Consider the following 13213-nt stretch of genomic DNA (forward strand, 5'->3'; position numbering starts at 1 on the left):
ACCCGCCCACCGACACGTCCCGCGCCTGCGCGCGGGCACGTGCCTGACCGTGCTTGAACTGGATTCACCATGACTGCTTTCGATAAACACCAGGTTTCCCGCTTCCGCTTCGTCCGCTGCGAATTCGCAGCGGACACCGGCGTGGCCAAGCTGGTCTACGCCTTCGATGACGGCCCGGAAATGGTGGAAACCGTTACCGTGCCCGGCGCCCCGTTCGTGCTGGAGCCGGCGCGTGCCGATGCCGTGCAGCGCGCGCTGCGGCTGCTGCACCTGATTGCCGGTGTGAGCTACTACAAGGCCGGTGTGCCCGATACGGTCAGCATCGACAGCTACAGCATCGATGCCGATACCGCGGCGCTGGTGGAGAACATCTACCTCAACGGCCTGGGTGAGTTCGCCTACCGCAACGGCCTGAACCTGCGTGGGCGCTTCCGCCTGCCGGCGCAGGGCGAAACGGTGCAGGCACCGGTGCTGGGCCTGCGGGCGCATGCGCTGGTGGCCATCGGTGGCGGCAAGGATTCGCTGGTCAGCATCGAAGCGCTGCGTCGCGCCGGCGTGGACGAGACGGTGACCTGGATTGGTGGTTCGCAGTTGATCCGTGCCTGTGCCGAGCGCACCGGGCTGCCGACATTGAACCTCGGCCGCGCGCTGGCGCCGGAGCTGTTCGAGCTCAACCGCCAGGGCGCATGGAACGGCCACATCCCGGTCACCGCGGTCAACTCGGCGATCATGGTGCTGGCTGCAGTGCTGCAGGGCGTGGACCAGGTGGTGTTCTCCAACGAACGTTCGGCCAGCTACGGCAGCCAGATTCCGGGCACCGGCGAGGTCAACCACCAGTGGTCGAAGGGTTGGGCGTTCGAGCAGGCCTTCGGCATGTACGTGCAGAAACAGGTGGCCGCTGATCTGCAGTACTACTCGCTGCTGCGGCCGATGTCGGAGCTGGCGGTGGCCCGCCAGTTCGCCAAGAGCGATTTCTACGACGCGCATTTCTCCAGCTGCAACCGCAACTTCCACATCCTTGGCGAGCGCCCGGTAAACCGCTGGTGCGGCGTCTGCCCGAAGTGCCACTTCGTGTTCCTGGCGCTGGCCCCGTTCATGCCGAAAACCCGCCTGGTGCGCATCTTCGGCCGCAACCTGCTGGATGACATCGAGCAGGCCGGTGGCTTCGACGCGCTTCTGGAATTCCAGGACCACAAGCCGTTCGAATGCGTGGGCGAAGGCCGCGAATCGCGTGCGGCGATGGCGACCCTGGCGCAGCGCCCGGAGTGGAAGGAAGACGCGCTGGTGAAGCGTTTCTGCAATGAAATCCGGCCGCAGCTGGATGCGGCCGAACTGGAGCTGGCACCGTTGATGCAGCTGCAGGGCGAACATCGTATTCCGGCGACGCTGTGGGAACGGGTGCGTGAAGATTTCGCAGCTTGAAGGCAAGCGCGTAGCGCTGTGGGGCTGGGGACGTGAAGGGCGTGCTGCGTTTGCAGTGCTGCGCGCGCGCCTGCCGTCGCTTGGCCTGAGCCTGTTCTGCCCGGCCAGCGAGGTCGAGGCGGCGCGTGCGGAAACACGGGGCGCGCTGGATGTACGCGGCGAACCTTCGGCCGATGCACTGGCTTCATTCGACGTGGTGATCAAGTCGCCCGGGATCAGCCCGTATCTGCCGATCGCGTTGGCGGCGGCTGGGCAGGGCACCGTCTTCATTGGTGGCACGGCGTTGTGGTTTGCCGAACACGCCGATGCCGATGGCACCGTGCGCGACACGATCTGCGTGACCGGCACCAAGGGCAAGAGCACCACCACCGCGCTGGTCGCGCACCTGCTGCGCGCAGCGGGGCATCGCACCGGTCTGGTCGGCAACATCGGCCTGCCGCTGCTGGAAGTGCTGGACCCGCAACCGGCGCCCGCTTACTGGGCGGTGGAGCTGTCCAGCTACCAGACCGGCGAGGTCGCACGTAGTGGTGCGCGCCCGCAGGTAGCCGTGGTGCTGAACCTGTTCCCGGAACACCTGGACTGGCACGGCAGCGAACAGCGCTACATCGAAGACAAGCTGCAGTTGGTGACCGGGGCCGCGCCGCGCGTTGCCGTGCTCAATGCCGCAGACCCGCACTTGGCCGCGCTGACGCTGCCCGCCAGCGAGGTGGTCTGGTTCAACCAGCCGCAGGGCTGGCATATGCGCGGCGACATCGTGCATCGCGGCGAGCAGGCGGTGTTCGATACCCGCAACACGCCACTGCCGGGCCGCCACAACCGCGGCAATCTGTGCGCGGTGCTGGCTGCGCTGGAGGCGCTGGGCCTGGATGCGGTGACGCTGGCGCCGGCCGTGCAGGATTTCCGGCCGCTGCCGAATCGCCTGCAGCGGATTGGCGAGGCCGATGGCCTCACCTACGTCAACGATTCGATCAGCACTACGCCGCATGCCAGCCTGGCGGCGCTGGAGTGTTTCGCCGGCCAGCGCATCGCGCTGCTGGTGGGCGGGCATGATCGCGGCCTGGACTGGACCGACTTCATGCAGCACATGGCGCACGACGTGCCGCCGGTGGAGATCGTGACCATGGGCAGCAACGGACCGCGCATCCACGCGATGCTGCAGCCGTTGGCCGACGCCGGCCGTTTCGGCCTGCATGCGGCTGCGAATCTGCCCGACGCGATGGCGCTGGCGCGTCGCGCCTTGGGCGAGCAGGGTGGGGTGGTGCTGCTGTCGCCGGGGGCGCCGAGCTATGGCGCCTACCGCGATTACGTTGCACGTGGGCGGCATTTCGCCGAACTGGCCGGGTTCGACCCGGACACGATCAGCGCGATTCCAGGGATCGGGATCGGCTGACGGTAGTGCCGGCCGCTGGCCGGCAACCCGGGGTGCCGCATCCACGCATGGCGTGGATCTACTGTAGAGCCGAGCCCACGCTCGGCTGCCTTCATTCGTCTTCGTTGATGAACGCGTAATCGCGATCAATCAACTGCTGCAGGTACGCATCAAAGCTGGGGGCGATCACCGCGTAGCTGTCCGGGTCGTGCAGATAGCGCACCACCTGGCCAACGTTGCCGCCGGGTGCGGGATCGAAATCCAGGTACAGCATCGAGGTGCCGCCGTTGTTCATGCAGTGCGAGAAGCACAGGCGACGGCTCATCGGCAGGTCGGCATCGATGCCGGCACCGAGGATCTCCGGTTCTTCATCCAGCCATTCTTCGTAGATGGAGCGGATGCTGTCGTCCCACTGCTGCTGGTCTTCGAAGATCTGCGCCACCGAGCGCAGGTAGTACGGATAGTCGCCGACGTCCGAGCCCAGCATCAGCACGCAGACCTCGCCCTTCGGGTACTGGCGGAAGTGCGTGCCGTCCACGCGCGACAGCAGCTCGACCAGGCTGGCGGGAACCTGCGGCCACTGCGCGCGCAGGCGTTGCAGATCGGCGTCGCTGGCGCCTTCGGTCCATGCCCATTGCGGGGCATCGTCCTCGGGCAAGCGCGGGGTCAGGCCAGACAGAAAGCGATCAACAAGGTTCATGCAGAGAGGGGACGGAGGGGATCAGGTCGTATCCAACCACACCTGCGTCACGCAGCCAATGCAGAATGCGACGCGGGAGGGGCGATTACGGCTTAATCCCCTCCGTCCCCTTTTTTCTGGAGCAGGCGCATGAAACGTTGGCGTTGCGGCGTGGCGATGGTACTGGGGCTGGCGGCGATGCCAGCGTGGGCGGCGATGAAGACGCAGCCGGTGGAGTGGAAGCACCAGGGCACGACCTTCAGTGGGGTGCTGGTCTATGACGATGGCGACAACGACAAGCGCCCGGGCCTGGTGATGGTGCCGAACTGGAAGGGCGTGAACGAATCGGCCATCGAGAAGGCCAAGCAGCTGGCTGGCGATGACTACGTGGTGCTGGTGGCCGATGTGTACGGCAAGGGCGTGCGACCGAAGACCGATGCCGAGGCCGGTCCGGTGGCGACCAAGCTGCGCAATGACCGGCCGCTGCTGCGGGCGCGGGCGCTGGAGGCGGTCAACGTGCTGAAGGCGCAGGCGGGCAAGGCACCGCTGGACGCCAGCCGGATCGGCGCGGTGGGCTTCTGCTTCGGTGGCACCACGGTGCTGGAACTGGCCCGTGCCGGTGCGCCGCTGGCGGGCGTGGTCAGCCTGCATGGCGGGCTCGGGTCGCCCTTGCCGGCGCAGGCCGGTGGCAGCCATCCGTCGGTGCTGGTGTTGAATGGCGCCGACGACAAGAGCGTGACCGCGGAGGATATCGGCAGCTTCCAGAAGGAAATGGATGCGGCCAAGGTGGACTGGGAGTTCACCAACTACAGCGGTGCGGTGCACTGCTTTGCCGAGCGTGATGCCAACAGCCCGCCGGGCTGCCAGTACAACGAGCGTGCGGCGAAGCGTGCCTGGAAGGCGCTGGATGAGTTCTTCGAGGAGCGCTTCATGTAGTGCCGACCAACGGTCGGCACCCACGGATATTTCCGTGCCGACCAACGGTCGGCACCCATCTGCCCTGGTAGGTGCCGACCGTTGGTCGGCACTCCTTCATCAATGCGAACGCTGTACCGCGTAGCGGGCCAGGCCGCGCAGGGCGGCGACGGCATCGTTGTCGGCCAGGCCGTCGAGCGCGCGCTCGGCGGTTTCCGCATATTCCTCGGCGCGGCGGCGGCTGTATTCCAGGCCACCGGTGGCCTGGATCGCAGCCAGCACTTCCGGCATCGCCGAGGCGTCGCCGTTCTGCACGATCTCGCGCAGGCGCTGGCGGGTGGCCTCGTCCGAATGCGCCATCGCGTGGATCAGCGGCAGCGTGGCCTTGCCCTCGGCCAGGTCATCACCGAGGTTCTTGCCCAGCTCGTCGGCGTTGGCCGAGTAATCCAGCACGTCATCGGCGATCTGGAAGGCGTAGCCCAGATGCATGCCGTAGTCGTACAGGGCCTGCTGGGTGGCTTCATCGACGCCGCTGGCCAGTGCACCCAGGCGGGTACCGGCGGCGAACAGCACCGCGGTCTTGCGCTCGATCACGCGCAGGTAGGCCGCTTCGTCGGTGTCCGGGTTGTGCACGTGCAGCAGCTGCAGCACTTCGCCTTCGGCGATGCGGTTGGTGGTGTCGGCCAGGATCTGCATCACCGACATCCGGTCCAGCTCGACCATCAGCTGGAAGCTGCGCGAGTACAGGAAGTCGCCCACCAGCACACTCGGCGCGTTGCCCCACAGCGCATTGGCGGTGCTGCGGCCGCGGCGCAGGCTGGATTCGTCCACCACGTCGTCGTGCAGCAGGGTGGAGGTGTGGATGAACTCGATGATCGCGGCCAGCTGGTGGTGCTCGGGGCCGGCGCCGCCGACCGCATGGCCGGCCAGCATCACCAGCATCGGCCGCAGGCGTTTGCCGCCCGCGGAAATGATGTGGTCGGCGATCTGGTTGATCAGCACCACATCCGAGGACAGCCGGCGGCGGATCAGGGCATCGACGGCAGCCATGTCGGCTGCGGCAAGCGACTGGATCTGGGACAGGCCCAGGGCGGGACGGGTGTCTTCAGTGATGGTCATGCGATCAGGCTTTCAGGCTCATCCCTGATTATAGGCGTTGCCTGTGAATTGGGGAGGAAACCGGTTCCCAGGCCGCCGCCCGATGCCGCCGACCACGGTGTCCGGCGTGAATACGTATGCAGGCGGCGCCATCGTCGTGGGCCGCCGCTAAGCTTGCGGGAGTTGGTTTTCAGCCCGCTTGCAGCGGGTCCCGCATGCCCGGAGGGGGGCTGTCGATGTCGCACTATCCATGGTGGCGCGGAGCCGTCATCTACCAGATCTACCCGCGCAGTTTCCTCGACGCCAACGGCGACGGGGTGGGCGACCTGCCGGGCATCATCCAGCGCCTGGACCATATCGCCGCGCTGGGCGTGGATGCGATCTGGATCTCGCCGTTCTTCCGATCGCCGATGGCCGACTTCGGCTATGACATCGCCGACTACCGCGATGTCGATCCGCTGTTCGGCAGCCTGGACGACTTCGACCGGCTGCTGGCCAAGGCGCATGGTCTTGGCCTGAAGGTGATGATCGACCAGGTGCTCAGCCATACCTCGATCGACCATGCCTGGTTCCGCGAGAGCCGGCAGGACCGCCACAATCCGAAGGCGGACTGGTATGTGTGGGTGGATCCGCGCGAGGACGGCACCCCGCCCAACAACTGGCTGTCGCTGTTCGGCGGCGGCGCCTGGCAGTGGGAACCGCGCCGCGAGCAGTACTACCTGCACAACTTCCTGGTGGACCAGCCGGACCTGAATTTCCATCACCCGGAGGTGCAGCAGGCGACCCTGGACAACGTGCGCTTCTGGCTGGACCGCGGCGTGGATGGCTTCCGCCTGGATGCGATCAACTTCTGCTTCCATGACGCGCAGCTGCGCGACAACCCGCCCAAGCCGGCCGACAAGCGCGTCGGCCGCGGCTTCAGCGCGGACAACCCGTACGCCTACCAATACCACTATTACAACAACACCCAGCCGGAGAACCTGCCGTTCCTGGAGCAGCTGCGCGCCCTGCTGGACGAGTACCCGGGGGCGGTGAGCCTGGGCGAGATCTCTTCGGAGGACTCGCTGGCGACCACCGCCGAATACACCCAGGACGGCCGCCTGCACATGGGTTACAGCTTCGAGCTGCTGGTCAACGACTACAGCGCGGCCTACATCCGCGACACGGTGTCGCGCCTGGAAGCGGCGATGACCCAGGGCTGGCCGTGCTGGGCCGTGTCCAACCACGATGTGGAGCGGGCGGTCAGCCGCTGGGGTGGGCATCCGGCCGACCCGCGCCTGGCGCGGATGCTGGTGGCGCTGCTGTGCTCACTGCGCGGCTCGGTCTGCCTGTACCAGGGCGAGGAGTTGGGCCTGGCCGAGGCCGAGGTGCCGTTCGAGGCGCTGCAGGACCCCTACGGCATCACCTTCTGGCCGAACTTCAAGGGCCGCGACGGCTGCCGCACGCCGTTGCCGTGGATCGACGCGCCGCTGGCCGGCTTCACCACGGGCAAGCCGTGGCTGCCGATCCCGGCCGAGCACCAGGCGGCGGCCGTGGCGGTGCAGGCGCAGGATCCGCAGTCGGTGCTGTCGGCCTTCCGCGGCTTCCTGGCCTGGCGCCGCACCCAGCCAGCCCTGCTGCACGGTGACATCCGGTTCCTGGACAGTGCCGAACCAGTGCTACTGTTCGAGCGTATGCTTGCAGATGAAACTCTCCTGCTGGCCTTCAACCTGTCGGCCGAAGCGGTGACCCATCCGCTGCCGGCGGGTACCTGGCAGCAGGTGGCCGTACCGGGCCCGGATGCGGGCACGGTGCAGGGCAACGAACTCCAGCTGCCGCCGCGCGCGGTGTATTGCGCACGACGCAGCTGACCGATTTCTCCGGTGGCGGTACTTGCGGGGACGGGGCCGAAGCGCCCCGTCCCTTTTTTGTGGGCGCGGTTGCGGTGCAGGGCATCCACGCATGGCGTGGATCTACTGGAGAGGCGATGTTCCGGCGATCGGCATCCACGCATGGCGTGGATCTACTGGAGAGGCGATGTTCCGGCGATCGGCATCCACGCATGGCGTGGATCTACTGGAGAGGTGATGTTCCGGTGATTGGCATCCACGCGTGGCGTGGATCTACCGGGGCCGTGCGGCGGTGATCGGCATCCACGCATGGCGTGGATCTACTGGAGAGGCGATGTTCCGGCGATCGGCATCCACGCATGGCGTGGATCTACTGGGCCGTGTGGCGGTGATCGGCATCTACGCATGGCGTGGGTCCACCGGAGGCGACGTCGCGGTGATCGGCATCCGCACGTGGCAACGGTGCACCGATGTCAGTAGATCCACGCCATGCGTGGATGGGCCTTGCCGATCATCTGTCGGCACGCGCGCAAAAGAAAACCCGCTGCCTGCGCAGCGGGTTTTCGATGGGTTGCCGGCCAGCGGCCGGCGCTACCGTGCAGGTCAGAACTTGTAGTTCACGCCCAGCATGTAGGTGCGGCCCCACTCGATGTACTCCAGCGGACGATCCCGGGTGCCGGCGTAGGTACGGTACGGCTCGTTGGTCAGGTTGCTTCCCTGCAGCAGCAGGGTCAGCCCGCGCAGGCTGCTGCTGTCGCTGAAGGTGTAGCTGATCTGCGCATCGGTCACGTTCTCGCCCACCACGTAGCGCAGGGTGCGGTTGCCGTTGAAGTTGCCGATCTCGCCGATGAAGTCCGAACGACGACGCTGGCTGACGCGTGCTTCAAAGCCACTGCGCTCGTAATAGGCAGTGAAGTTGTACACACGCTTGGACAGGCCGGGCAGGCTGATCGGGTCGGTGCCGACGCTGGATGCGCTTTCCGGATCGAGGATCTGGATGTCGCTCTTGTTGAAGGTCGCGCTGGCCTGCACGCCGAAGCCACGCAGGCTGTCGGTCAGCATGTCCAGCGGGAACGACGCGGTCAGCTCCAGGCCCTTCAGCGTACCGCCCTTGCCGTTCACCGGGGTCGAGAACGTGCCGGTCGGCAGCACCGGCACCACCATGCCCGGCGGCGGCACATAGTTGCCCAGCAGCCCGGTGAAGTCGTAGTTGTCCACCGACTGCGTGTAGACGTAGCTCTTCAGGTCCTTGTAGAAGATCGCGGCGGCCACGTAGGCCTTCTCGCCGAAGTACTTCTCGTAGGACAGGTCGAGCGCGGTAGCGCGCCACGGATCCAGCAGCGGGTTGCCGCCACTGCCGCCGGGGCGGCCGGTACCGGTATCCACGCCGAACTCCAGGCCGGCCCGCATCTGGTCCACGCGCGGGCGGGCGACCTGCTTGGCTGCAGCAAAGCGCAGGGTCTGCTCGTGCGGGAACATGAAGGCCAGGTTCAAGCTCGGCAGCCAGTCGTTGTACTTGCGGCCATCGGAGTACGGCTGGATGTTGTTGCCGGCCGCCTGCGAGCTGTCCCAGTAGCGTGAGTCCGAGCTCTGGTCGGTGTGCTGCATCTGCACGCCGATGTTGCCGCGCACGCCGACGACGCCGATGTCGGTGTTGATGTTCAGGCGCGCCCAGGCGGTGGTGATCTTTTCCTGCACCGTCCACGACTTGGGAATCAGGTAGTCGAGGTTGTCGACCGGATTGAAGGTCATGTAGCGACCGACTGCCCCCGGCACGTTCCAGGCCGGGATGGTGCCCAGGCCGGCGAAGCCGAGGTTGACCGGGCGGTACTGCAGATCCGACGCGATGTTGGCGTCGCCCTGCGCGCCCAGCAGGATGTTGCCTTCAGACTGGGTTTTCACCTTGCGGCGATCGGCGTAGTTCACGCCGATATCGAGGTCCGGTGCCCAGGACGCCATTGCTTCCGGCAGCGCGATGGTCGCGGCCAGCTTGCCGCCCTTCAGGCGGTCTTCCACCTTCGGCACCTTGCCGTAACCAGAACCGTAGATGGTGTTGGTCAGGAACAGCGCGTCCGGGTTGGAGTAGTTCAGGCCCGGGCTGATCTGCGAGAAGCCATCCTGGCGGAACTGCACGCCGACCGTATCCAGCTGCGGCATCGGGGTCAGCTGCAGGTTGTTTTCCAGGTTCAGCTCGTCACGGGTGGCCTTGGAATAGTTCAGGTCGGCGACCAGCTTGACGCTGCCGAAGGTGAACTCGTTGTTCCAGCCGAACGCATCGATCTTGTCCTTGCGCTTGTTGTACATGCCGCGCACCAGCGGGTACACGCCACTGGCGGTGCCACCGGTGAAGGTGCCATTGGCATTGACCTGCGGATTGCTGACCAGCAGCCCCGGGGTGTAGTTGCCGTTGTAGTTGCTGAGGTTGAGCTCGAACTGGTTGGCGGTGTCGATCTGCTCCGCCTCGGTATGGAACGCGTCGAAGGTGCTGGTCCAGCTGTTGTTCGGCCGGAACTGGATCGTGGCCATCACACCGTCACGCTTGTTGTTGCCGGTGCGGCGCAGTGCCTTGATGCCGTCGGTGAAGTAGGTGCCAGCGGCAACACCCGGGCGGTTGCCGTTGGTGGTGTGCTCGGTGGTCCACGGTTCGTACAGGCCGACCTGGTTTTCCTGGATCGGCATGTCGCTGTGCGCGTAGCCGATGGCGATGCCGAGCGTCTTGTCCAGGAACTGGTCGATGTAGCTGGCGCTGAAGCGGTTGCCGTACGGATCGGTGTCGGCGGCGCGGCCCAGCGAACTCTTCTGGTAGCGGCCGCTGATCGCGATGACACGGTCTGGGAAGCTGAGCGGACGTGCGGTCTGCATGTCGATGGTGCCCGACAGGCCCTGGCCGACCAGCGCCGCATCCGGGGTCTTGTACACGGTCACGCCGTTGACCAGCTCGGACGGGTACTGGTCGAACTCGACGCCACGGTTGTCGCCGGTACTGACCACTTCACGGCCGTTGAGCAGGGTGGTGGCGAAATCCGGCGACAGGCCGCGCACGCTGATCACCTGCGCACGACCGGCCACACGCTGCGCGGCGAGGCCGGGCAGGCGCGAGATCGATTCGGCGATGCTGACATCGGGCAGCTTGCCGATGTCTTCGGCGGAAATCGCTTCGACCACCGAGGTGGCGTCCTGCTTGGTGGCGATGGCGCTTTCGATGCCGCGACGGATGCCGGTGACCTGCACGGTATCCAGGTTGGTGGCGGCAGTGCCGGTCGGCGGGGTGGTGGTCTGCGTGGACTGTGCTGCTGCCAGCGACGGCGTCAGTACGACGGCCAACGCGATGCTCAGCGCACTGCGCTTGTGGTTCAACATTTTCCCCTCCCAGGCAATGTTGTAGTGCGATTCGTGGTCGTCCCGATGCTGTCGAGGACGTGCGACGCGGTGGCCGCTGTCGTCGCCGCTATGGTAGGCAGCGCGTTCTTCGTGGGAATCACCCTGCATACGTATTCAATGGCGTTTGCAGGGTTGTAATCGCTTTCAGGTGCATCGTTCCGTAGAGCCGAGCCCACGCTCGGCTGCGTTCCGGTGCTGCGCACCGCCGCCCGAGCACGGGCTCGGGCGCTACATGGGCGCGCAGGCCGGCAAGCGTTCAGTGGACCGGTGTAAATCGGATTGCCTGCCCGCCGCCCGGCGCCAGCACCAGGGTGAGTGAATCGTTGCTGCTGACCTCGCGGGTGTCGCGCTTGAAGGCGAAGGGATTGCTGCGGAAATCCGCGCCGTCGCCATCGCGGTAGATCTCGGCGCGGTAACGCACGCCCGGCTCCAGGAAGCCCAGCGACACCGGCAGCACGCGGCCGTTCTCATCGGTGATGCTGCCGAGGAACCAGTCGCGGCTGTTGCGGTCGCGGCGCACGATCGTCACATAGTCGCCGACCTCGCCATCGAGCACGCGGCTCTGCTCCCAGTCCACCGCGACGTCCTCGATGAAGCGGAACGCGTCGCGGTGCTGCAGGTAGTGCTCGGGCAGATCCGCGGCCATCTGGATCGGGCTGTACAGCACCACGTACAGGGCCAGCTGGCGGGCCAGCGTGCTGGGGATGGCCTGGCCACCGCGGCCCTTCAGGCTGAGGATGCCGGGGGTGTAATCCATCGGCCCGGCCAGCATGCGGGTGAACACCAGGTTGACCTCATGCTCGGGCGGGTTCGGTGGCTGGCCCCAGGCGTTGTATTCCATCCCGCGCGCGCCTTCGCGCGAGATCCAGTTCGGGTAGGTGCGACGCAGCCCGGTGTCCTTGATCGGCTCGTGCGGATTCACCGCCAGGTGCCGGCGCGCGGCTTCCTGCACCACCTTCAGGTGATGACGGGCCATGAACTGCCCGTCGTGCCACTCGCGCCACAGCGGGCCGCCTGCTGGATTGCGGCGATCGACCTGGCCGTCGTCGCAGACGTAGCCGGTCTTGAACTGATCCACGCCCAGCCGCGCATACAGGTCCAGCGCAGCATCCAACTGGTCTTCGTAGTGTTCGATCGCGCAGCCCGTTTCATGGTGGCCGATCAGGTGCACGCCCTTCTTCAACCCGTACGCCGACAGTGCTTCGATGTCGAAATCCGGCGTGGCGCGGGTGAAGTCGAAGTCGTAACCGTTGCCGACCCAGTTGCCGTCCCAGCCCGGATTCCAGCCTTCCACCAGCACACCACGGAAACCGTGCGCGGCGGCGAAATCGATGACCTTCCGCGTTTTCGCGGTGGTGGCGGCATGCTTCGGTCCGGTCGCCCAGCTCTCGTTGTCCAGGTGCATCGACCACCACACCCCCAGGTACTTGGCCGGCTTCACCCAGCTCACATCGCCCAGCGCATTGGGCTCGTTGAGGTTGAGGATCAGGTCGGACTCGACCAGCCCGCCGGCGCGGTCGGCAATCTGCAGGGTGCGCCATGGCGTGGCGAAGGGCAGGGCGCGGCGTACCTTCCAGCCTTCGGCCGAAGGCGAAAGCTGCGCGCGCAGGCGCTGGCCCTCGGTGCGGCGCAGCCACATGCCGGCGTAGTCGACCAGGGCCGCTTCATGGATGGCCACGTGCAGGCCGTCGTGGCTGCGCAGGGTCATCGGCGTGTGCACCAGCGGCACTTCGCGCAGCGGCGTGCGCTGGTACAGGTATTCGTAGTGGATCGGTTCGCCAGCGGGTATCCACCAGGCGGTGGACTCCGGTGCGATGGCGAACTCGGTCAGTTCGTCATCGATGATCGCTTCGCGCAGGTTTGGTTGCTCGGGAAACACGTAGCGGAACCCCAGGCCGTCGTCGTAGACGCGGAACACCACGTCCAGCCGGCGCTTGCTGCCGGTGGTTTCGGCCAGATGCACGGTCAGTTCGTTGAAGTGGTTGCGGGTGAGGCGGCGCTCGCCCCACGGCTGCTCCCAGCGGTCGTCGACACTGCGGCGTTCCTGCGCCAGCAGGCTGAAGTCGCGGTCGAGGCGACCATCCCGTAGTTCAAAACCCAGCTTCGAATCGGCCACCACGGTCTGGCCGAGACGCTCGACGCGGTAGCGTGCGGTGCCGCCGTCCAGCACCAGGCTGACCTTCAATACCTTGTCCGGTGATTCGACGCTGGCGATCTGCGGTGCAGCCGCCTGTGCCAGCGTGGCCAATCCCAACAGGGCCAGGCCGAAGGCGTGCGCGATCACTGCGCGTACCGTTGTGGGTGACGTCGGCATTTCCCCTCCCAAGGCGCCGTTGACAGACCCGGACCATAAGCCAGCGCAGCAGGTGCGCCGGTGCCGCGCGCCATGAATACGTATGCAGCTGGACGCAGCCGACAGCCCCGCGTCTACCATGGGGCCAGGGCACCTTGAGGGAGGTGCCGCGCCCGCACGCCGGCAACGGCAGTGCGGACCCACAACGGTGCAGAGAGGGAGGGAGG

General features: G+C 66.4%; 8 protein-coding genes. 4 read left to right on the plus strand and 4 right to left on the minus strand.

All coding sequences use genetic code 11. The annotated features are described in order from the left end of the window. The first annotated feature begins 69 nt into the window (after positions 1-69). Positions 70-1422: a UDP-N-acetyl-alpha-D-muramoyl-L-alanyl-L-glutamate epimerase gene (gene murL, locus H3005_RS01520; protein ID WP_191077470.1), complete on the plus strand. Its 1353-nt coding sequence runs from the start codon at positions 70-72 to the stop codon at positions 1420-1422. After that, entirely contained in the window at positions 1403-2812 is a 1410-nt protein-coding gene (murD, locus tag H3005_RS01525; protein ID WP_191077471.1) for a UDP-N-acetylmuramoyl-L-alanine--D-glutamate ligase, read from the plus strand. The genes murL and murD overlap by 20 nt, the downstream gene beginning before the upstream one ends. A 91-nt stretch (positions 2813-2903) precedes the next feature. Here murD and H3005_RS01530 read toward each other — a convergent pair whose 3' ends face one another. After that, on the minus strand, positions 2904-3491 hold the full coding sequence (locus H3005_RS01530; RefSeq protein WP_191077472.1) for an SMI1/KNR4 family protein: 588 nt from the start codon (positions 3489-3491) through the stop codon (positions 2904-2906). 129 nt (positions 3492-3620) lie between these two features. Here H3005_RS01530 and H3005_RS01535 point away from each other — a divergent pair, with 129 nt between their 5' ends. Continuing rightward, on the plus strand, positions 3621-4406 hold the full coding sequence (locus tag H3005_RS01535; protein WP_191077473.1) for a dienelactone hydrolase family protein: 786 nt from the start codon (positions 3621-3623) through the stop codon (positions 4404-4406). Between the two features lie 99 nt (positions 4407-4505). On the opposite strand, the gene H3005_RS01540 is transcribed toward H3005_RS01535, so the two are convergent. After that, positions 4506-5504 (minus strand): polyprenyl synthetase family protein, encoded by a 999-nt coding sequence (locus tag H3005_RS01540; protein WP_100551775.1) that lies wholly within the window; start codon positions 5502-5504, stop codon positions 4506-4508. Positions 5505-5719: 215 nt separating this feature from the next. On the opposite strand from H3005_RS01540, the gene H3005_RS01545 reads away from it, so the two are divergent. Then, on the plus strand, positions 5720-7333 hold the full coding sequence (locus H3005_RS01545) for an alpha-glucosidase family protein (protein ID WP_100551776.1): 1614 nt from the start codon (positions 5720-5722) through the stop codon (positions 7331-7333). A 582-nt stretch (positions 7334-7915) separates the two neighbouring features. Here the strand turns inward: H3005_RS01545 and H3005_RS01550 are convergent. Next, positions 7916-10672 (minus strand): TonB-dependent receptor, encoded by a 2757-nt coding sequence (locus H3005_RS01550; protein ID WP_191077474.1) that lies wholly within the window; start codon positions 10670-10672, stop codon positions 7916-7918. A gap of 277 nt (positions 10673-10949) precedes the next feature. Next, positions 10950-13007, minus strand: coding sequence for a glycoside hydrolase family 97 protein (locus H3005_RS01555; RefSeq protein ID WP_100551777.1), 2058 nt, complete (start codon positions 13005-13007; stop codon positions 10950-10952). Positions 13008-13213: the final 206 nt, after the last annotated feature.

This window comes from Stenotrophomonas sp. Br8 (genome assembly GCF_014763005.1).
GTDB lineage: Bacteria > Pseudomonadota > Gammaproteobacteria > Xanthomonadales > Xanthomonadaceae > Stenotrophomonas > Stenotrophomonas lactitubi.